Annotated in this window: 15 protein-coding genes, 3 tRNA genes and 1 pseudogene; 11 read left to right on the forward strand and 8 right to left on the reverse strand. The window is 73.8% G+C overall.

Translation table 11 applies throughout. The features are described 5' to 3' along the window. The first annotated feature begins 32 nt into the window (after window positions 1-32). Together ABT093_RS02065 and ABT093_RS02070 are read left to right on the forward strand one after the other, a co-directional pair. Entirely contained in the window at window positions 33-902 is an 870-nt protein-coding gene (locus ABT093_RS02065) for an RNA polymerase sigma factor SigF (protein ID WP_350558951.1), read from the forward strand. Window positions 903-1077: 175 nt separating this feature from the next. Then, window positions 1078-1932, forward strand: a complete 855-nt coding sequence (locus ABT093_RS02070) for an RNA polymerase sigma factor SigF (RefSeq protein ID WP_350558954.1) — start codon at window positions 1078-1080, stop codon at window positions 1930-1932. 46 nt (window positions 1933-1978) lie between these two features. Here the strand turns inward: ABT093_RS02070 and ABT093_RS02075 are convergent, their stop codons facing one another. After that, window positions 1979-2815, reverse strand: a complete 837-nt coding sequence (locus tag ABT093_RS02075) for a tyrosine-protein phosphatase (protein WP_350558957.1) — start codon at window positions 2813-2815, stop codon at window positions 1979-1981. A 412-nt stretch (window positions 2816-3227) separates the two neighbouring features. On the opposite strand from ABT093_RS02075, the gene ABT093_RS02080 reads away from it, so the two are divergent. The 8 genes and pseudogenes from ABT093_RS02080 (at window position 3228) to ABT093_RS02115 (ending at window position 13583) form a co-directional block, all read left to right on the forward strand. Next, window positions 3228-5615: a hypothetical protein gene (locus ABT093_RS02080; RefSeq protein ID WP_350558960.1), complete on the forward strand. Its 2388-nt coding sequence runs from the start codon at window positions 3228-3230 to the stop codon at window positions 5613-5615. A gap of 104 nt (window positions 5616-5719) precedes the next feature. Then, entirely contained in the window at window positions 5720-7228 is a 1509-nt protein-coding gene (pelF, locus tag ABT093_RS02085) for a GT4 family glycosyltransferase PelF (RefSeq protein WP_350558963.1), read from the forward strand. Beyond that, window positions 7225-8739 (forward strand): hypothetical protein, encoded by a 1515-nt coding sequence (locus tag ABT093_RS02090; protein ID WP_350558966.1) that lies wholly within the window; start codon window positions 7225-7227, stop codon window positions 8737-8739. The genes pelF and ABT093_RS02090 overlap by 4 nt, the downstream gene beginning before the upstream one ends. 175 nt (window positions 8740-8914) lie before the next feature. Next, a complete protein-coding gene (locus ABT093_RS02095) occupies window positions 8915-9907 on the forward strand; it encodes an SDR family NAD(P)-dependent oxidoreductase (protein WP_350558969.1) in 993 nt (330 codons plus the stop codon). A 71-nt stretch (window positions 9908-9978) separates the two neighbouring features. Next, window positions 9979-10686: pseudogene (locus ABT093_RS02100) on the forward strand (nucleotidyltransferase family protein); the annotation flags it as partial. A gap of 158 nt (window positions 10687-10844) precedes the next feature. After that, entirely contained in the window at window positions 10845-11750 is a 906-nt protein-coding gene (locus ABT093_RS02105; protein ID WP_350558972.1) for an NAD-dependent epimerase/dehydratase family protein, read from the forward strand. Then, entirely contained in the window at window positions 11747-12451 is a 705-nt protein-coding gene (locus ABT093_RS02110) for a spherulation-specific family 4 protein (protein WP_350558975.1), read from the forward strand. Before ABT093_RS02105 ends, ABT093_RS02110 begins: the two co-directional genes overlap by 4 nt. An 82-nt stretch (window positions 12452-12533) precedes the next feature. Continuing rightward, window positions 12534-13583, forward strand: coding sequence for an endo alpha-1,4 polygalactosaminidase (locus tag ABT093_RS02115; protein ID WP_502884106.1), 1050 nt, complete (start codon window positions 12534-12536; stop codon window positions 13581-13583). A 57-nt stretch (window positions 13584-13640) separates the two neighbouring features. On the opposite strand, the gene ABT093_RS02120 is transcribed toward ABT093_RS02115, so the two are convergent. Further along, complete coding sequence (locus tag ABT093_RS02120) at window positions 13641-13841, reverse strand: hypothetical protein (RefSeq protein ID WP_350558981.1); 201 nt, start codon at window positions 13839-13841, stop codon at window positions 13641-13643. Window positions 13842-13968: 127 nt separating this feature from the next. On the opposite strand from ABT093_RS02120, the gene ABT093_RS02125 reads away from it, so the two are divergent. Further along, window positions 13969-14934: an aldo/keto reductase gene (locus ABT093_RS02125; RefSeq protein WP_350558984.1), complete on the forward strand. Its 966-nt coding sequence runs from the start codon at window positions 13969-13971 to the stop codon at window positions 14932-14934. Window positions 14935-15028: 94 nt separating this feature from the next. Here ABT093_RS02125 and ABT093_RS02130 read toward each other — a convergent pair whose 3' ends face one another. From ABT093_RS02130 to ABT093_RS02155, 6 genes are all read right to left on the reverse strand, one after another. Further along, window positions 15029-16039, reverse strand: a complete 1011-nt coding sequence (locus tag ABT093_RS02130) for a C40 family peptidase (protein WP_350558987.1) — start codon at window positions 16037-16039, stop codon at window positions 15029-15031. Next, entirely contained in the window at window positions 16036-17355 is a 1320-nt protein-coding gene (locus tag ABT093_RS02135) for an SPFH domain-containing protein (RefSeq protein ID WP_350558990.1), read from the reverse strand. Before ABT093_RS02135 ends, ABT093_RS02130 begins: the two co-directional genes overlap by 4 nt. Before the next feature lie 185 nt (window positions 17356-17540). Next, complete coding sequence (locus tag ABT093_RS02140) at window positions 17541-20150, reverse strand: Ig-like domain-containing protein (protein ID WP_350558993.1); 2610 nt, start codon at window positions 20148-20150, stop codon at window positions 17541-17543. Window positions 20151-20581: 431 nt separating this feature from the next. Beyond that, a tRNA-Arg gene (locus tag ABT093_RS02145) sits at window positions 20582-20657 on the reverse strand. Window positions 20658-20688: 31 nt separating this feature from the next. Further along, window positions 20689-20764 (reverse strand) — tRNA-Arg (locus tag ABT093_RS02150). 248 nt (window positions 20765-21012) lie between these two features. Next, a tRNA-Ser gene (locus ABT093_RS02155) sits at window positions 21013-21106 on the reverse strand. Window positions 21107-21218 lie beyond the last annotated feature (112 nt).

The raw sequence follows: 21218 nt of genomic DNA on the forward strand, positions 1-21218 counted from the left end.
GTCCCACCGTTGTCGGCTTTGGGAGGGGTGACGTGTCCGTGCGGACACCAGGGAGCGCACCGGACGACGAGGTGCTGGCCGCCGTGATCAGCCCGGCCGGCGAGCTGCGCCCGGACCGCCTGCGCGGTCCCGGCGGCCGCCCCGCCGTCGACGTCCGCACCCTCACCCGGGTGCTCTTCGAGCGGCTCACCGAGCTGCCCCCCGACGCCCCCGAGCGCGAGCGGGTCCGGGCCGCGCTGATCGAGGTGAACATCCCCCTCGTGCGGTACGCCGCCACCCGCTTCCGCAGCCGCAGCGAGCCGATGGAGGACGTCGTCCAGGTCGGCACCATCGGTCTGATCAACGCCATCGACCGGTTCGACCCCGGCCGCGGCGTGCAGTTCCCCACCTACGCGCTGCCGACCATCCTCGGCGAGATCAAGCGCTACTTCCGGGACAACGTCCGCACCATGCACGTCCCGCGAAGGCTCCAGGAGCTCTGGGTGCAGGTCAGCGGCGCGATGGAGGAGCTGACCGTGGTGCACGGCCGGGCCCCCAAGGTGCCGGAGATCGCGGCCAGCCTGCGCATCCCCGAGGAGGACGTCCGGGCCTGCCTGGACGCCGGGCGGGCGTACAACGCGGCCTCGCTGGAGGCGGCCCAGGAGCACGAGGGCGGGCTGGCGCTGCTCGACCGGCTCGGCTACGAGGACTCCGCGCTGGCCGAGGTCGAGCACCGGGACATGGTCCGCCACCTGCTGGTGCAGCTGCCCGAGCGGGAGCGACGGATCGTCATGCTGCGGTTCTTCGCCAACCTGACGCAGTCGCAGATCAGCACCGAGCTGGGGATGTCCCAGATGCACGTCTCGCGGCTGCTGTCGCGGATCCTGACCAGGCTGCGGACCGGGAACTCCTGGGAGGAGTGAGCGCCGGCACCGTTACGGCCCGACAGCGCCGCGTCACCGGCGCGTGACATCTTGCGACCCTCGGGTTTGCCGGGGAGCGTGAGCCGGTATGGAGGGTGGGAGGGGGCCGGACGCGAGCGCGGGAACGTTCCGACGACGGCGCCCGTTGGATCGTCAGTCACGAGGGGGTGGGTGCATGTCCTCAGATGTGGGCACTGCGGAGATCCACGCTGCACCGGTCGGCGCCGCGGAGATCCCGCTCCAGCGTGCCGCGACCGCGCCGGACGCCGGGCTCGACACCCGGACGCTCTCCCGCTCCCTGTTCGGGCGGCTGGCCGCCCTCGAACCGGGCGGCGCCGAGCACACCTACGTCCGCGACACCCTCATCGAGCTCAACCTGCCGCTGGTCCGCTACGCCTCGGCGCGCTTCCGCAGCCGCAACGAGCCGATGGAGGACATCGTCCAGGTCGGCACCATCGGGCTGATCAAGGCGATCGACCGGTTCGACCCGGAGCGCGGGGTCGAGTTCCCGACCTTCGCGATGCCGACGGTGGTCGGCGAGATCAAGCGCTTCTTCCGGGACACCAGCTGGTCGGTGCGGGTGCCCCGGCGGCTCCAGGAGCTGCGGCTGGCGCTGACCAAGGCCGGCGACGAGCTCTCCCAGCGCCTCGACCGCTCCCCCACCGTGGCCGAGCTGGCCGCCTGCCTCGGCGTCAGCGAGGAGGACGTGGTGGAGGGCCTGGCGGTCGGCAACGCCTACACCGCCAGCTCGCTGGACTCCAGCCCGAGCGAGGAGGACGGCGAGGGCCCGCTGGCCGAGCGGCTCGGTTACGAGGACCTCGCGCTGGAGGGCGTGGAGTACCGGGAGTCGCTCAAGCCGCTGCTGGCCAAGCTGCCGCCGCGCGAGCGCCGGATCATCATGCTGCGGTTCTTCGGCAACCTGACCCAGTCGCAGATCGGCGAGGAGATCGGCATCTCGCAGATGCACGTCTCGCGGCTGCTGACCAGGACCCTCACCCAGCTGCGCGAGGGCCTGACCGCCGAGGGCTGAGCACGGCCGGCCCCGGGCCCGCCCCGGAACCGCTCCGGGGGCTGCCTCAGGGTGCCAGCAGATTGGCCCGCAGCCCGGCCAGCACGGCCTCGTCCAGCCCGAGGCCGTCGGCCCAGAACGCCCCGAAGTCCGGCCAGCCGGCCTCGACCTCCGCGAAGGCCGCTTCCAGGTAACGGCGTTCGGCCCGGAACACCGGAAGCAGCAGCTCCGGCTCGTGCATCAGACCACCGGCCCGGAAGCCCTCCAGGACCGCCTCGACGACGGCGGCGGAGCGCTCGTTGGTGAGCAGGTAGTCCGCGACCACCGTCTCCCGCTCCACCCCGAGGGCGGTCAGCAGCACGGCCGCCGTCCAGCCGGTGCGGTCCTTTCCGGCCGAGCAGTGGAACAGCAGCGGCGCGCCGCCCGGATCGGCCAGCAGGCGCAGCACGCCGGCGAACCGTTCGCGCGCGACCCGGTCGGTGACGAACCAACGGTAGAGGCCGGTCATCATCGCGTCCGCGCGGCCACCCCCGAGCAGGGCGCGCTGCTTGCGCGGATCACGGTCGGCCATCGCCTCGCGCAGCGTCGCGAAGATGTCGAAGTCGGCGGCGAACACCGGGAGCTGATGGAGCACCACACCGTCGGCGATGCGGTCCGCACCCGCCTCGCGGACCTCTTCCGGGCTGCGCAGGTCGACGATCCGCCGCAGACCCAGACCGGTCAGCCGTCCGAGATCCTCGTCGGTGAGCCGGCTGAGGCCGTCGCTGCGCAGGGCGACGCCGGCCCGGAGCGCCAGCCCGTCCGCCGTGCGATAGCCACCCAGGTCACGGGCGTTGACGGCACCGAGCAGACCCAGGCTGCGGGCGGCCGGAATTGCGGCGGTTTCGGTCTGCTGCTCGGTCACTCGACGGCCTCCATTGGATATTCGGACGGTGACGTTGCACAACCCTGAGCGATATTGCATGAACCTGCCCACCAAAACGGCAGGATGTGCAAGAGTGTCACGGGCAACGCCGCCAGTGTAGGGTCCGGTTCATCCATCGGATCGCACGATGGGTGAGCAGCGGTAACGCTAGGTTCCGGGTTTTAATTTTTAATTCATTATTTGCGCAGTCGACGCGGTTTCGGCCACAATCAGCGCCCTCATGGCCCGACCATGAACGTTGGTAACAGATTCGCTGCACTCCTGCCCATTCGGCCCCTCCTGCCACGGGAGTTCCATCAGGATGGGCGCCGGGCAGCCTGCTGCCCGCGAACAGCTACGGGGCAGGTGAACGCCGGCAGCGGAGCGCCCTGCCCAGGGGAGGAAAGACATCATGGGTCGAGCGACCCGGAGAGTTGCCGCGTGCGCGGCAGCCGTTCTGCTGGCCGGAGGCCTGCAGTCGTCCCTCGCACACGCCGACACCGCCACGCCCCGGATCGATCTCACCGTCCTGGTGATCAGCGACGGCGGGCCGGCCACGGCCGCGATCGCCGCCGAGCTCAAGAGCCAGGGCACGCCGTACAAGCTCGTCGACCTCAACGACGCCAACCGCCCGGTGATCGACGCCGCCTTCCTCAGCGACACGCTGAACGGGCAGCCGCGCGGCAAGTACCAGGGCATCGTGCTGCCGAACGACAACCCGTTCGCCGCAGGCTCCGCGGAGATGACCGCGATCGCCGCGTACGAGGCCGCGTTCGGCGTCCGCCAGGTCGACGCCTACACCTACGCCCGTCCCGACGTCGGCCTGAACTGGGCGGTCAACCCGGGCTACATGGGGACCCTGGACGGCTTCCAGGGCCAGGTCACCACGGCCGGCCTGAGCGGACCGTTCGACTACCTCAAGGGCAGCGTCCCGTTCGAGGACAACGACCCGACCGTCTCGGAGAGCTACGGCTACCTGGCCACCCCGCTGGCCACCCTGCCGGCCGGCTCCAGCTTCACCCCGCTGGTCGAGGTGCCGATCCCGAACAGCACCGCCAAGGGCTCGCTGGTCGGCGAGTACCAGCACGCCGGCCGCAAGGAACTGGTCGTCACCTTCGTCTACAACCAGTACCAGCAGCAGTACCGCCTGCTGGCCCGCGGCATAGTCGACTGGATAACCCAGGGCGTCCACCTGGGCTACGACCGCAACTACTTCGCGGCCCACGTCGACGACGTCTTCCTCGCCGACGACCGCTGGGACACGGTGCTCAAGTGCACCCCCGGCGACGTCACCTGCCCGCCCGGCACCCCGGAGACCGCCAACCCGATCCGGATGACGGTCGCCGACGCCGAGTACGCCAAGCAGTGGCAGCTCGACCACGACTTCACCATGGACATGGTGTTCAACGGCGGCGGCAGCGAGGACTGGAAGTCCGACCACGAGACCACCACCGACCCGGTGGTCGACCGGATGGTCGCCGACCAGACCAGCTACCGGTGGATCAACCACACCTACACCCACCCGTACCTGGGCTGCCTCCAGGACGTCTCGGTGGTCCCGTGGAAGTGCACCAAGACCACCTCGGGCAGCACGGTCTGGATCGACCAGGCCACCATCAACTCCCAGATCAAGACCAACCTGGACTGGGCGGCCGCCCGCGGCCTGCAGCTCGACAAGACCGAGCTGGTCACCGGCGAGCACTCCGGCCTGCTGACCGCCCCGCAGGAGACCAGCGACAACCCGTACCTGGCTCCCGCGCTGGCCGCCAACGGGGTCAAGTGGACCGCCAGCGACGCCTCCCGCGAGCCCGCCCAGCGGGCCGTCGGTTCCGCGCTGACCGTGCCGCGCTACCCGATGAACATCTTCTACAACGCCGCCACGGCGAAGGAGGAGACCGACGAGTACAACTGGATCTACACCAGCGTCGCCAACGGCGGCAGCGGCGTCTGCGAGGTCAACGCCAACTCCACCTGCCTGCCGGCCCCGCTGGACGTCAACACCGGCTACCAGTCGTACATCGTTCCGCTGGAGGCCAGGATCGACCTCGGCCACGTGCTGAGCAACGACCCCCGGCCGCACTTCATCCACCAGTCGAACCTGTCCGAGGACCGGATCGTCTACCCGGTGCTGGAGAAGATCCTCTCGACCTACCGGTCGCTGCACGCCGACAACACCCCGGTCGTGAACCTCGCGCAGAAGGAGATCGGCCAGGAGTTCCAGCGGCGGGCAGCCTGGAGCACGGCCGTCGCCTCCGGCCAGGTGACCGCCTACCGGATCGGCGACACCGTCCGGGTGAACGCCCCGGCCGGCGTCCAGGTCCAGGCCACCATGCCGACCGGCACCGTCCAGCAGCTCGCGATCGGCACCACCGCCTTCGGCACCGCCTACGCGGGCTCGCTCTCCGGCTGGGTCAAGCCCGGCCAGCTGCAGAGCGGCGTCCAGCTGACGCTGCCCGCCGCGGGCACCCCGGCCGCGCCGGCCGGCACCAGCCCGAGCGCCGCGGCCAAGTCCGTCCCGGCCCCGGCCCCGGCCGACACCAAGGTCGTCCCGCAGGGCACCGCGGACGCCGTCCCGGCCGGCCCGGGCGACACCGACCGCACCGACGCGCCGACCCTGGTCCCCGGCAGCGGGGCCCCGGTTGCGGGCAAGGACGCCGCTCCTGGTACGACTGCGGGTACGGCGAGCGGCACCGGCGGGAAGGCCGCCGGCCACGGCGGCACCCCGCAGCAGCACGGCAAGGCCTCCGGGGGGAAGGCCGAACCCGCCAGGAAGACCGCCGGCTCGCCCGGCAACCGCTAGACAGGTGAACCCGGTGGCGGACCGCTGCGGCGGCCGCCACCGGCACCACCCGAACCGGCCCGCCCGGCCGGGAGCTTGAGGCAAGAACAGGAGGGGGGACACAGATGCGCGTCACCCTGCTCACCGAGGGGACGTACCCGCACCAGCACGGTGGTGTCAGTGTCTGGTGCGACCAGCTCGTCCAAGGCATGCCGGACGTCGACTTCGACATCATCGCCGTCACCGGCACCGGCCACGAACCACTGGCCTGGGAACTGCCCGCCAACGTGCGGTCGGTCACCACCGCCCCGCTGTGGGGCCCGGCCTCGGAGGCGAAGGCACCGCGCGGCAAGGAGATGCGCCGCTTCCTCAACGCCTACGAACGGTTCCTGCACTCCCTCCTGGACCCGGTCTACACCACCCACTTCGGGACCGAGCTGTACGGCTTCGCCGACCTCGCCCGGCGCGGACTGCTCAGCCCGGCGCTGCGCAGCGAGCGCGCGCTGCGCACCCTCCAGCACGTCTGGACCCGCGACTACCTCTCCACGGCCGTCTCCCGGCCGACCATGCACGACGCGCTGAACGCCACCGACCTGCTGGAGCACGCGCTGCGCCCGCTCTCGGTCGAGCCGCCGCGCGACGGCGTGGCGCACGCCGCGAGCGGCGGTCTGGCCACCCTGCCGGGGCTGATATCCGCTCAGCAGTTCGGCGTACCGTTTCTCCTCACCGAGCACGGCATCTACCTGCGCGAGCGCTACCTCGGCTACCGCACCGGCCCCTACCGCTGGCCGGTCAAGGCGCTGCTGCTGGGCTTCTACCGGATGCTCGCCGAGGAGAGCTACCGGCGGGCCGCGCTGGTCACCCCCGGCAACCGGTACAACCGGCGCTGGGAGGAGCGCGGCGGCACCCCCTCCACGCACATCCGCACCGTCTACAACGGCGTCGACCCGGCGGCCTTCCCGCCCGCCGGCCCGGAGCCCGAGACCCCGACGCTCAGCTGGGCCGGCCGGGTCGACCCGATCAAGGACCTCGAAACGCTGATCCGCGCGTTCGCGATCGTGCGGCGCGAGATACCCGAGGCCCGGCTGCGGCTGTTCGGCGGCACCCCCAAGGGCGGCGAGGCCTACCGCGAGCGGTGCGAGGCCCTCGCCGCCGAACTCGGCACCGCCGACGCGGTGGTCTTCGAGGGCCGGGTCGCGGACATCACCGACGCCTACGCGGCCGGGAACGTGGTGATGCTCTCCTCGATCAGCGAGGGCTTCCCGTTCACCCTGATCGAGGCGATGTCCTGCGGCCGCGCCACCGTCTCGACCGACGTCGGCGGCGTGCGCGAGGCGGTCGGCGACACCGGCCTGGTCGTCCCGCCGCGCGAGCCCGAGCCGATGGCCGCGGCGGCGATCGAGCTGCTGCGCGACCCCGAGCGCCGGGCCCGGCTCGGCGAGCAGGCCCGGCTGCGGGTGATCGAGCAGTTCACGCTCCGCCAGAACATCGACGGCTTCCGCGGCATCTACACCGAGCTGCTGGGCACCTCCCGCTGGCTGCCCGAGGGCGTGGTCGCCGTCACCGACGGCCCGCCGGACCCGGACTGGCAGCAGGATCCCGGCTTCTCCGAGCGCAGCGAGGTGACGGCATGAGTGGGCCTCTGCGTCTCGTGCCCAACGAGGCCGACGAGACCGTCCAGCTGCGGGTGCTGCCGCTGAAGCGGCGCCGCCCGACGCTGCCCGCGCAGCGCTCCGGGCCGCAGACGGACCAGCTCGACCTCTCCCCCGACCCGCTGGACGAACTCGCCGAGCGGCTGCAGGACATCTGCGCCGACGCCGTCCACCCCTACGAGATCGCGGCCTTCCTGGAGTCCGACGGCCTCTCCGACGAACAGGCGGGCCTGCTCTACGGCCGCCCCGACGCCTTCACCGTCGCCGAGGAGCTGTTCGAACGGGTCGAGCGCCGCTACCCCGGGCCGAGCGCCGAGTTCGCCAACCCCTGGCGGGCCGACCCCTGGCGGTGCGTCGTCCGCGGCCTGGTGTTCGCCCTGCCCGGCCTCGGCTACCTGCTCGGCGCCAACCTGTTCGCCGCCGACCGGATGCGCTTCGGCCTGCCCTCGGGCATGCTCGCGCTGTCCGTCGCGACCCTGGTCAGCTGGTCGTGGAACCAGGCGCTGGCGCACCGCGCGTACGCCTGGCTCGGCCGCGGCCGGCGCCGCTCGGCCGGGACCTGCCTGGCGATCGGGGCACCGCTCGGCGCGCTGACCGCGGCCGCCGCCGGGTACGCGGTCGGCGGACCGCTGGGCGCGCTCTGCTTCGCCGCCGGTCAGTCCGCCTACCTGGCGGCGGCCACCGTGCTGCTGGTGCTCGGCCGGGAGAAGTTCCTGCTGCTGGCGCTGGCACCGTCGGCGCTCGGCGCGGGCGTGGTGCTCGCCGTCGACGTGCCGCAGGCCGTCCGCACCGGGGTGCTGCTGGCCTCGCTCGGCCTGGCCGTCGGGCTCGCCGCCCGGGAACTGCTGAGCTGCCGGCGCGCCGAGGCGGAGCCCGTCCCGCTGCGGCTGCCGCTGCACAAGGAGGTCCCGCACCTGCTGTTCGGACTCTCGGTCGGCACCCTGACCCTGATCGCCGGACTCGGGGTCACCGTCCACCAGGCGGTGCGCACCGGCAGCGCCGAGGGCGCCTCGGCCAGCCCGACCGGGCCGGCCATGATCGCCCTGACGCTGAGCCTCGGCCTCGCCGAGTGGCTGCTCTTCCGCTACCGGGCGATGGCCGTGGCCGCGCTGCGCACCAGCCACACCCCGGTCGAGTTCGCCCGCCGCACCGGCGGCGTGCTGCTCGGCTGCCTGTTCATCTACCTCACCACCGTGGCCGCCCTCGACGCCGCCGCCACCGTGCTCTGGCCCGGCGCACCCGCGCTGGGCGTCCCGGAGCTCGGCGCGCTGCTGCTGCTCGGCGGCTCGCTCTGGCTGGCGCTGCTGCTGAACGCCTTCGGGCTCAGCTGGAGCACCGCCCTCATCTGTCTGGCAGCCGCGGGCGCCGAGTGCGCCGGACTGCTGACCGGTGCGGACCCGACCGTCCTGCAGCTGTTCGGCTGCGGGGCCGCGGCCGCCGTCCTCACCGCCACCGCCGGGCCCGTGCTCGGCCGCACCACCAAGCACCGCTGAACCGGCACCGCCGTACAGCCCGACCGCTGAACAGCGCACCACCGAACCAGCGCACCACCGAATCAGCACCGACGGACAGCACCACCCGTACCGACCCGACCGGGTCACCACACCGTCGATCCACCCGGTCGGGCCCGTACGACCCGTCCCCCGAAAACACAGGAAGCGAATCACCATGAGCAGCGTCGCCGTCACCGGAGCCGAGGGGTTCATCGGCTCCCACCTCGTCGAGACCCTGGTGGCCGACGGCCACCAGGTCCGGGCGATGGTCCAGTACAACTCGTTCTCGTCGTTCGGCTGGCTGGAGACCCTCCCGAAGGAGGTGCTGGACTCGGTCGAGATCGTCCTCGGCGACGTCCGCGACCCCGGCTCCGTCAACGGCCTGGTCAAGGGCACCGAGGCGGTGTACCACCTGGCCGCCCTGATCGCGATCCCGTACTCCTACCGGGCCCCGCACTCGTACGTGGACACCAACGTCACCGGCACCCTGAACGTCCTGGAGGCCGTGCGCCACCTGGAGATCCCCCGCCTGGTGCACACCTCGACCAGTGAGACCTACGGCACCGCGCAGACCGTGCCGATCACCGAGGACCACCCGATCAACACCCAGTCCCCGTACGCCGCCTCCAAGGCCGGCGGGGACCGGCTGGCCGACAGCTACCACGCCAGCTTCGGGACCCCGGTCGTCACCCTGCGCCCGTTCAACACCTTCGGCCCGCGCCAGTCGATGCGCGCCGTCATCCCGACCGTGATCGCCCAGCTCGCCGCCGGCGAGACCGGGATCACCCTCGGCGACCTGCGCCCGACCCGCGACTTCATGTTCGTCAAGGACACCGCGCTGGCCTTCCGCACGGTCGGTACCGCCCCCGCCGAGACCGTGGTCGGCAGGACCTTCAACGCCGGCACCGGCGGCGAGATCTCGGTCGGCGACCTGGTCTCCCTGGTCGGCAAGCTGATGGGCGTCGACGTCACCGTCAAGGAGGACGAGCAGCGCATCCGCCCGGCCAACTCCGAGGTCATGCGCCTGGTCGCGGACGCCACCCGGCTGCGCACCGCCACCGGCTGGGCCCCGGCGTACTCGCTGGAGGAGGGCCTGGAGCAGACCATCGAGTTCTTCCGCGACCCGGCCAACCTGGCCCGCTACAAGACCGACATCTACAACGTCTGACCCGGCTCCGCCTTCCGTCCGCTCCCGGCACCGAAGGCCCCTGTCGTTCCGACTTTCGTGGGGGAACCACCATGCACGCAGTGATCCTCGCCGGCGGTAAGGGCGTACGCCTCCGCCCGTACACCACCGCGCTTCCCAAGCCACTCGTCCCGATCGGCGACCAGCACGCGATCCTGGAGATCGTGATGCGCCAGCTCGCCGCCGCGGGCTTCCAGACCGTCACCCTGGCCATCGGCCACCTCGGCCACATCATCCGCGCCTACGTCGGCAACGGCTCCCAGTGGGGGCTGCGGGTCGGCTACGCGGTCGAGGACAGCCCGCTCGGCACCCTCGGTCCGCTGCTCACCCTGCAGGACCGGCTGCCGGACAACTTCCTGGTGATGAACGGCGACGTCCTCACCGACCTGGACTTCGCCGGGGTGCTCAAGCACCACGAGGCGTCCGGGGCCCCGCTCACCATCGCGACCTACGCCCGCCAGGTGAAGATCGACTTCGGTGTGCTGACCACCGAGTCCGGCTCCATCACCGGCTTCCAGGAGAAGCCGAGCATCGACTACCGGGTCTCGATGGGCGTCTACGGCGTCTCCCGCGCCGCGCTCGCCAAGTACACCCCCGGTCTGCCGCTCGGCTTCGACGAGCTGGTGCTGGACCTGCTGGCGGCCCAGACCCCGCCGTCCGCCTACGAGTTCGACGGCTACTGGCTGGACATCGGCCGCCCGGACGACTACGACCGGGCCAACGCCGAGTTCGCGCTCAACCGTTCGCTGCTGCTCCCGGGCGAGCCGGCCGGCACCGTCCCCGCCGCCGCGGAGGGCCTGTACGCGGTTCCGAACGGCCAGGGGCTGCCGATCCCCGCCGCCAGGACCGCGCCCGAGGCCTCCGACGGGCAGCCGGCGGCCACGGTCCCCGCCGGCCCCGAGAACGACGGACGGGCCGCGTGAGAATCCTGCTGCTCGGCGCCGACGGCTTCCTCGGCCGGCACGCCGCCACCGCCCTGCGGGCCCTGCCCGGCACCACCGTGCTGACCGCCGGGCGGCGGCCCGACCACGACCTGCGGCTCGACCTGGCCACCGCCCAGGCCGGCCCGTTGGGCGAGGACCTGGCCGCGCTCGCCCCGCACGCGGTGGTCAACCTCGCCGGCGCCGTCTCCGGCAGCGCCGTCACGCTCGCCGAGGTCAACGCCCGCGGCCCGGCCGTGCTCTGCGAGGCGCTCGGCCAGGGCGCCCCGGCGGCCCGGCTGGTGCACGTCGGCTCGGCCGGCGAGTACGGCGTCTGCGCCCCCGGCAGCTCGCTCACCGAGGACGCCGACGCCCGCCCGGTCGGCGTCTACGGCGCCACCAAGCTGGCCGGCTCCCTCGCGGTGGCCGGCTCGCCGCTGGACGCCGTGGTGCTGCGGGTGTTCAACCCGGTCGGGCCCGGCGCCCCGGCCGGCTCGCTGCCCGGCCGGCTCGCCGCCGAGCTGCGCCGGGCCGCGCCCGAGGGCGCCGACGGAGTGGTGCGGGTCGGGGACCTCTCGGCCCACCGCGACTTCGTCGACGCCCGGGATGTCGCCCGCGCCGCCGCGCTCGCCGTCACCGCCCGGGGCCCGCTGCCCCGGGTGCTCAACCTGGCCTCCGGGCTGGCCCGGCCGGTCCGGGCGATCGCCGACGGCCTCGTCGCGGCGGCCGGCTTCGCCGGGCGGATCGACGAGAGCGGCGCCGGCTCCGAGCGCTCCGCGGCCGTCTCCTGGCAGCAGGCCGACGTGTCGGCCGCCGCCCGGGCGCTCGGCTGGCACCCGGAGACCGGACTCGACGAGACGCTGCGCGACCTGTGGCTCTCCACCGAACCGCTGGTCACCGCATGACCGGGGGCACCCACCCCGACGGCCGCCTGCTGGTGCCGCTGTACGTCCACCCCGCGGTGGACCCGGCGGCCTGGCAGGCGGTCGCCGCCGCCGACCCCAAGCGCGTCGCCGCCGTCGTCCTCAACCTCGCCGACGGCCCGGGCGAGCCCGACCAGGTCTTCACCGACGCCGCCGAGAAGCTCCGCAAGGCCGGTCTTCCGCTGCTCGGCTACGCCGACACGGACTACGGCCGGCGGCCGCACGCCGCCGTGGTGAACGACATCCTGACCTACCGTCAGCGCCACGGCATCTCCGGCGTCTACCTCGACCAGGTGTCGGCCGCGCCCGGCGCACTGCCGCACTACCGGCGCCTGGCCACCGCGGCCCGGGCCGCCGGCTGCGCCACCGTGGCGTTCGGCCACGGCGACCACCCGGACCCCGGGTACGCCGAGGTCGGCCTGGCCGACCTGCTGGTCACCTTCGAGGGCGACTGGGCGGCCTACCAGGCGCTCGCCCTGCCGCTGTGGACCGGCCGGCACGCCGCCGCCCGGTTCTGCCACCTGGTCTACGACGTACCGGCCGAACTGGCGGGAGAGGCGGCCGCGTTGATCGCCGCCCGCCGGGCCGGGGTCGGCTGCGCGGTGCCCGGTGCCGGGGAGAACCCCTGGAGCACCCTGCCGCACCAGCTCACCGGCGCCCCGCCGTTCACCGAATCCCCCTGACCCGATCCGGAGTCCGCGTACCGTGACCCGCCGTACCCGGCCCGCGTGGGCCGCCCTCGCCCTCGCCACCGCCACCGCGCTGCTGGCGACGTCGTGCAGCAGCTCAGGCCCGGACGACGAGGACGACCCCTCGGCCGACGCCACCGCGGCCCCGCCCCCGGCGGCCACCGCCGCGCCCGTCCCGGGTACCGCCACCGCACCGGCCTCCCCGGGGACACCGAGCACACCGGACTCGCCGGGCACCCCCGGCACACCGGACGCGCCGTCCGCTCCCACCGTCCCGGGCTCGCCGACCGCGTCCGGCCGCCCCCCGGCCCCGCCCGGCACCCCTGGCACCCCCGGCACACCCGCCGTCCCGGCCACCCCGGGCACGCCCAACACCCCCGGCGCGCCCGGCACTCCGGGCACCCCCGGTACGCCCGGCGCCACCGGCGCCCGCTGGCAGCCCACCCCCGGCCTCGCCTGGCAGTGGCAACTCGGCGGCGGCGTCGACCAGTCGGTCGACGTCCCGGTCTACGACATCGACGGCTTCGAGACCGACGCCTCCGTGGTCGCCGCCCTGCACGCCAAGGGCCGCAAGGTGATCTGCTACATCAACGCCGGTTCCTGGGAGGACTTCCGCCCCGACGCCGCCGCCTTCGCCCAGGCCCTCCAGGGCTCGGGCAACGGCTGGAAGGGCGAGAAGTGGTTCGACATCCGCAAGATCGACCAGCTGCGGCCCCTCATGGCGGCCCGCTTCGACATGTGCCGGCAGAAGGGCTTCGACGCGGTCGAACCCGACACCATCGAGGCCTACAACCAGAACAGCGGCTTCCCGCTGACCGCGGACGACCAGCTCCGCTACAACCGGATGCTCGCCGGGCTCGCCCACGAACGCGGCCTGGCGATCGGTCTGAAGAACGACCTGGAGCAGGTCCCGGCACTGCTGGACGACTTCGACTTCGCCGTGAACGAGGAGTGCGCGCAGTTCGACGAGTGCGCCCGCCTCTCCCCCTTCATCCAGGCGGGCAAGGCGGTCTTCCACGTCGAGTACAAGCTGGGCACCGAGAAGTTCTGCGCCCGCACCAAGGCACTGGGCTTCAGCTCGATGCAGAAGAAGCTGGAACTGGACGCCTGGCGCAAGCCCTGCTGAGGAGGCCGGGTCCGGCGCCCACGGGCCGCCGGACCGCCGGTCGTTCGGACGCGGAGGTTACTTGACGGCCAGCCAGACGACGGCACCCAGCACCGCGAGGGCGACCACGGCGATCACCGCGATCAGACCGGTGCGGCTGCTGCCGTTGTTGCCGCCGTAGGTGTTCACGGAGCCCGGGGCCTGGGGTGCCGGGGTCTCCTCGACGAAGGCCCGGAACATCTGGGTGCTGCCTGCGGGGTCGTACTCGTTGTCAGCCATGGCAGGGACTCTAACGAATCCGCGGACCACCCCGACACCCGGTCTCCGCACTACGGACGTGCGACGGGCGTGTGAAGTCCGCCTCGTTCACGGAATGCCCACCCGGTTGATCGGGTTGACTCGGACCATGACCGATTCCCGCAGCGACGCCCCCCGTTACGTGCAGCTCGGCAGCTCCGAGCTCTCGGTGTTCCCGCTCTCCCTCGGCGGCAACGTCTTCGGCTGGACCGCCGACGAGGCCGAGTCCTTCGCCGTCCTCGACGCCTACGCCGCGGCCGGCGGCAACTTCGTCGACACCGCCGACACCTACTCCTCCTGGGTGCCGGGCAACACCGGCGGCGAGTCCGAGGCCATCATCGGGAAGTGGCTGCGCGCCCGCGGCAACCGCGACTCCGTCGTCGTCGCGACCAAGGTCGGCCTGCACCCCGAGGCGCGCGGACTGAGCGCGGCCAACATCAAGGCCTCGGCCGAGGGCTCGCTGCGCCGCCTCGGCGTCGACCACATCGACCTCTACTACACCCACCAGGACGACGACACCCCGGTCGAGGAGTTCGTCACCGCCCTGGACGCACTGGTGCGCGAGGGCAAGGTGCGCGCCGTCGCCGCCTCCAACATCGGCGCCGACCGGCTCGCCGAGGCGCTCGCCTTCGCCGAGCGCGAGGGCCTGGCCGCGTACACCGCCGTCCAGCCGCACTACAACCTGGTCTCCCGCGGCACCTTCGAGGGACCACTGGCCGACGTGGTCGCCGCGCACGGCCTCGCCACCGTGCCGTACTACGCGCTGGCCTCCGGCTTCCTCACCGGCAAGTACCGCCCGGGCGGCGCCGCGGTGACCAGCGCCCGCGCCGAGGGCGCCGGCCGCTACCTGGACGACCCGCGCGGCCCCAAGGTGCTGGAGGCGCTCGACACCGTGGCCGCCGAGCACGACGTCGAACTCGCCACCGTCGCCCTGGCCTGGCTCGCCGCCCGGCCGACGGTCGCCGCCCCGATCGCCAGCGCCCGCACCGTCGACCAGCTCCCGCCGCTGCTGGCCGCCGCCGCGCTGGAGCTCACCCCGGCGCAGACCGCCCTGCTGGACGACGCCTCGGCCTGACCCCCGTCCGCGCGGAAGGGGTGCGCCGTCCACGGGCCGTGGACGGCGCACCCCTTCGTGTTCTCCCGCTGCGGCCTTCCGCTACGGCCCTCCGCTAGGGCCGGCCGAAGTGGGTCGGGTAGAAGCCGCTGCTGATCGTCGACACCCGGACCGTCTTGCCCGGCCGTGGTGCCTCGACGAACTTGCCGCCGCCCAGGTAGATCCCCACGTGGTGGATGCCCGAGGCCCGGCCGCTGTCCGACCAGAACAGCAGGTCGCCGCGGCGCAGCTGACCCGCGGTGATCGGCGTGGTCGCCGCGTACTGGTCGTCGGCCACCCGCGGCAGGTCGATGCCCGCCCGCCGGTAGGCCTGCTGCACCAGCCCCGAGCAGTCGTAGCCGGAGGGGCCGTTGCCGCCCCACACGTACGGCTTGCCCTGCTGGGCGAGCGCGTACTCGATCGCCGACTCCAGCCGGCCGGCCGAACGCGTCTCGGTCGGCGCGGGCGCGGGGCTCCCGGCCGACGGCGCCGAGCCGCCGCCGGACTGGCCGGACTGGCCGGACTGGCCGGACTGGCCGGACTGGCCGGTGCGGCTCAGGTAGACGTCGTAGTGGCTGGTGTAGCGCCACTCACCGCTGCCGTTCTTGAACCAGTACTTCGAACCGTCCCAGCCCTGCCGCATCCCGCCGGAGGAGGCCGAGCCGTTGGAGACGGCCGTCCGCGGGGCGGTGGAGCCGGAAGCGCCGCCCCCGACCGCGCTGGTGTACACGCTGTAGTGGCTGGTGTAGCGCCACTCACCGCTGCCGTTCTTGAACCAGTACTTGGAGCCGTCCCAGCCCTGCTTGCCCGGCGCGGCGTGCGCGGACCCGGCACCGGCGGTCAGTCCGACCACCCCGGCGCCGGCCAGCACCGTGGTGGCCAGGCAGGTATTTCGCACCGCCCGGTGTATTCGGCCCCCGCCGTGCGGCTCCGCCGGGCGGGCGGTGCGCGGCCGGGCCGCGCAGTTCGGGCAGGCGCAGCCCGTGATCGCCGGGATGCTGCCGAGGCTCTCCTCGAAACCGATCAGCGCCGTGTCGTCCGCGTCCGCGAACGCCGGGCCGGCGTCCGTGCCGGTGGCTATCCTCATGCCGGTCGTCCTTCCTTCCGCCCGGCCCGGGCGGCCGGGGGCGGTACCGAGGCGGCCACTCCGGCCGGGGCGACGAAGGCGACCAGCAACTGCTCCATCAGCGCGCTCCGGGCCGCTTCGTCCAGCTCGTGCGCGGTGGCGCGCTCCAGTCGGCGCACGGCGAGCGCCGCCGCCTCCACCGCGTCGTCCACCAGCACCGTGCGCAGTCCCGCGTCGAGGTCGGCCAGCCGGCGCCGGCGCATCGACTCGGCCACCTCCGGCGCGTAGTCCAGGGCCAGCGGCTGCACCGAGTAGACCTCCAGGCCGGCCGGCGCGACCTCGGCGGCCAGCGCCCGGGTCAGCTCGTCGGCGAACCACTGGCCGTCGCGCAGCGCGGGCCCGGGCGCCGCGTTGCTGTCGCAGGGCAGGGTGGAGGCGGTCCGGGTGAGCACCGCCTGGACCTGCTCCCGCAGGTAGCTCTCGTGGTCCTCGATCGCCAGCATCGCGCGGGCGGTGTCCTTGACCCGCCAGACGATCAGCAGCCGGACGACGATCGGCGTCCCGGTGCGGTCGACCACCTTGACCGGCTCGCTGCGCCAGTGCCGCAGCCGGACGTCCACCCGGCGGCGGCGCAGCAGCGGGTTGACCCAGACCAGGCCGGTGCGGCGGACGGTGCCCCGGTAACGGCCCCAGCGGGTGAGCACCCGGGTCTCGCCGCCCGCGTTGGCCAGCAGGCCGGCGAGCGAGAGGACGAGGAGCAGCCCGGCGGCACCGACCGCGGCCACCGAACGGGCGGTCACCTCGGCCTGGCCGCTGGCCCGGGCGGCGTCCGTGCGAAGGTCGGGCAGCGCGTCCCAGTACGGGATGACGCCGTCGCGCACCAGCACGAGCAGGACGGCGACCGTGCCGAGCAGCAGCCCGAACAGGGCGACCCAGCCGGGCAGCGCGGCTGCGGTGTGCTCGCGCAGCGTCTGGTCGGCGCGCGGGGGGCGGCGCGAGGTGCCGGCGGCCGCGCCGGCGGTCGCGGTGTCCGGCTCCTCGTCCGCCGTCGGGACCGTCGGGGCCAGCGACGGCAGCGGGGCGGTCGTGGTGGTGCGGTCCGCGGGGTCCGCCGTCTCCAGGGGATCGCGCAGGTCGACGGGCGTGCCGACGGACGGACCCGGGACCACCGCGATCGGGGTGGTGGCCGGGCTGTGGTCGGCCGGCATGGCGGGCCTGGGCGGCCGCGCCGCCCTGGCCAGCGGGCTGGAGCCGGAGGCGGAACGTTCCGGCAGCGCCGGCGGGAACGCCTTGGGCAGGTGGTCGGGTCGCTGCGAAGAATCGCGGGTGACGTCCATGCACGGATCCTCAGGTTCAGTGTGTCGCGCAACGGGCGGCCCGGATCTGACGGGCAGTGCCAGAGTCAGGCTAAGTTCATACGTCATCAAATGCGACATTTGAGCCAGTGCGTGTCGACATTTCCTGACGAATCATCCGAAGCCCGACCTGACGCGCAGGCACATGAGTGGACAAAGGGAACGGTTCAGCGCCGCCGGGGGCCGGATCCCCGGGTGACCACCCGGCGGGTGATCAGTCCGATCCCGGTGAGCATCAGCAGGACCCCGGCGAGCGCGCCGCGCCAGCCGTTCGACCGGTGCCGGTCGGTGGCCGTCGCCGCCGACGACGGCTGCTCCGCGTCGGCGGTGTCGGCTGCCTGGGCCGCCGGCGGCGGCGCGGCCGGCGTCCGGTCGGCCTGCTCCCGGTCCGGGGTGCCGGTGGGAAGGACGGCCGGGGTCGTGGTCGGGGTCGGTGACGCGGTCGGGATCGCGGTCGGACCCGGACTCGGGGACGTCGGGGCCGGGGACGTCGGGGCTGCGGAGGTGGGAGGCGGGGACGCGCTCCGGGTCGCGGTCGGGGTCGGGGACGAGGAGGGAGTCGGGCGCGCCGTCGTCGGACCGGCCCCCGCCGCCGTGGGCGTCGGCGCCGCCGGCCTGGCCACCACCACGGTGACCGGTGGCACGACGATCGGCAGCAGCCCCGGCGGAACGGGATCCGGCCCGGCATCCGGCACGGGGACGGACGGGGTGGGAACGGACGGAACGGGAACGGACGGGGTCGGGACGGCGGCGGTCGGGGACGGGACCGCCGGGACGGACGCAACGGGCGCCGGCGCGGGCGCGGCCCCGGTCACGGTCATGGTCGGGACGGCGGCGGTCGGGGACGGGGCCGCCGGGGCGGCGACCGCCGGGGACGGGACGGCGGCCGAGGCAGCGGGCGCCGAGGGGGTGGGCACGGCCGTGGGCCTGGCCGAGGGGACGGCCGAGGGGACGGCCGAGGTCGGCACCGCCGCCGAGGGCGCGGACATCGCCGGCCCCGTGGGCGTCGCGGCCGGGGGCGGCGTGACCACCGCCGACGGCGTCGCGGCGGACGATCCGGACGGCGCGGCCGACGCGGACGGCGCCGCCGATACGGACGGTGCCGCCGACGCGGACGGTGCCGCCGATACGGAGGGCACGGGAGCCGGGCCGACCGGCGCCGGCGTGGGGGCCGTCGCCGGTGCCGCCGCCTGACCGTCCGCCTCGACCCGGACCGCCACCGCCTCCGCCGCCGTCCCGTTCCCCGCCCGGTCGGTCGCCGTGACGGTCAGCCACTGCTCCCCGTCCGTCAGGTCCCGGTTGGCCGCGCACGTCCAGCTGCCGTCGATGGCCGCCGTCGCGCCGCAGGCGACGATCCGCGCGTCCTCGGCGCCGTGGGCCGGACCGGCGGTGACCAGGACCAGCGCCCCCGGTTCGGCCTTCCCGGCCAGCCGGGGCCGGGCGGCCCTGACGGTCTCCCCGGCGGCCGGCACGGTGAGCACCGGGCGGTCCGGCGCCACGGTGTCGACGACCAGCTCGGCCGACTGCCCGGCGGTCCGGTTCCCGGCGAGGTCGGCGGCGGCCGCGGTGAGCCGGTGCCGCCCGTCCGCCAGGTTCTCCACCGGCAGGCAGGACCAGCCGCCGTCGGCCCGGGCGGCCGTGCTGCACAGGTCGGTCTCCTGACCGTCGGTCGGCCGGTCGACGACGACCACGGTGCCGCCCGGCTCACCGGTGCCGGTCAGCCGGAGGGCGGGGTCGTTGGTGAACTCCGGCAGGGTGAGCGCGGGCGCGCCCGGCGCCGCGGTCCGCACGGTGATCCGGACCGGCTCGCCGGGCAGCGCCGCGCCGGCGCCGCCGGTCAGCACCGGGGTGAGGGTGTGCGGGCCCTCGGCCAGCGCGGCGTCCGGGCGGCAGGACCAGTCGCCGCTCCGGGCGACCCGGGAGCGGCAGAGCGCGGTCGCGCCCTCGCGGACCTCGACGGTGGCGCCGGCCGTCGCCCGCGCGCCGGAGATCCGGGGGCGGGTGTCGGCGAGGGTGGCGCCGTCGGCCGGCCGGGAGATCTCCGGGCGGGCGGCCCCGACGGTCAGCCGGATCCGCTGGTCCAGGACCTGCCCGGAGTCGGCGGAACCCTCGGCCGGCACCAGCCGGGCGGCGTCCCGGCCGATCCGCAGCCGGACCGAGGTCTCGCCGGAGGAGGCGTTGGCGGGGACGGTCCACTCCAGGGTGGCGCTGCGCCCGCCGGGGGCGATCTCGGTCTGCACCCGCTCGGGCGGGTCGAAACGGCCGTTGCGGTCGAAGTCGACCCAGCCGGCCAGGGTGGCGGGCGCGTCGCCGACCGCGACCGGCACGGTGAGCCGGTAGTCGTGGCCGACCGCCGCCTCCTCGGGGTAGCCGAGGGCGGGATCGGTGCCCTCGTCCCGGGTGACCGGTTCCGGGGCGGGGGCGAGCGCGTTGCCGCCGGAATTCCCGGAGGCGATTCCGGCCGTTTCACCGAGGAGGTGCGGCCCGGGATTCGGGACCGTCCGGGAGAATTCCGGCCGGAGCGTTCCGGCAGCCCGCGAGGAAACGTCCGGCCGCGCCCGCTCCGCGGAGATTTCCGGCGTCCGCGCGGGGTCCCCGGGAGCCGCGGGGAGAGCCGCCTCGACGAGGGGGCCGGAGGGCGGGACCGCGTGCCGTTCGGCGGTCCGGGTGCCCGGGGCCTGCCGGGCGACCGAGGGCGGCGGGTTCCAGCCGATCAGCAGCCCGGCGGCGGCCAGGACCGCGGCGGCACCGGCCGCGGCCGGGAACTGTCGGCTCATCCGGCTCTCCTTCGCATCGGCTGCCGGAACGGCCTGGATGGCCGGGCAGTCTGGACACACGATCAGACAAAACGGAATCACGATCCTGAGCCGGTCCTACCGCGACACTTGCACGCTTGGCCGCATGACACCCGATTGGCGGCCCTCCGACCGGCAGGACGGGATGTACCCGAAAGGACTGCATTTCACCCATTAGGCGAGGTATCACGGGGTACGCGCGAGGAATCCCGGCGGAAGGGCCGTGTACCGACGTCCGGGATCCGACCACGCACCGGTCGCATCCGTTCGAATACCCGGAACCGTCGACGGACGGCGGGAGGGGGCGACGGGAGGGTCCGGATCCGGCCACCGGCCACCCGGCGCGGTCGCACCCGAGCCGCGGCGGCCCGGGGAACGCAGAAACCCCCGGCCGATGGCCGGGGGTTTCTCACTGGTGCGCTCAGCAGGATTCGAACCTGCAACCTCTTGATCCGTAGTCAAGTGCTCTATCCGTTGAGCTATGAGCGCAAGTTCCGGGCGGACCCGGTCTTGCGGGGTTTGGTGCGCTCAGCAGGATTCGAACCTGCAACCTCTTGATCCGTAGTCAAGTGCTCTATCCGTTGAGCTATGAGCGCTCGCCCTGGCGAACGTTCCTCCGGGGCGGTGCGGGGACAACATTACATGACCTGCGGCGCGGGACGAAATCGATTGATCCGGGCACCTCGGACCCCTCGCTCGAACAGGCCGGAGACCCCTCCCCGCCGGCCCCGCGCCCGGTCCCGTCCGCCCCTGCCCGGCCCCACCCGGTCCCGGAGATCGCCGCCCGACCGCCCCCGGAGATGCGAAGAGCCCCGCCGACAAGATCGTCGACGGGGCTCCCGGCTGGCGGAGGCTGAGGGATTTGAACCCTCGATCAGGAATAACCCCGAAACCGCATTAGCAGTGCGGCGCCATAGACCGGACTAGGCGAAGCCTCCTCCACATGGAGCAAGCCCGCGTGCGCGGACCCGTTCCCTGTGCCTGTGATGATGCCACAACCCGGGGGCCCGGCACCAACCGCCGACCACGTTACTAGGCGGGTCGTCCCCA

Origin of the sequence: Kitasatospora sp. NPDC002551 (assembly GCF_040296005.1) — a bacterium.
Taxonomy (GTDB): Bacteria; Actinomycetota; Actinomycetes; order Streptomycetales; family Streptomycetaceae; genus Kitasatospora.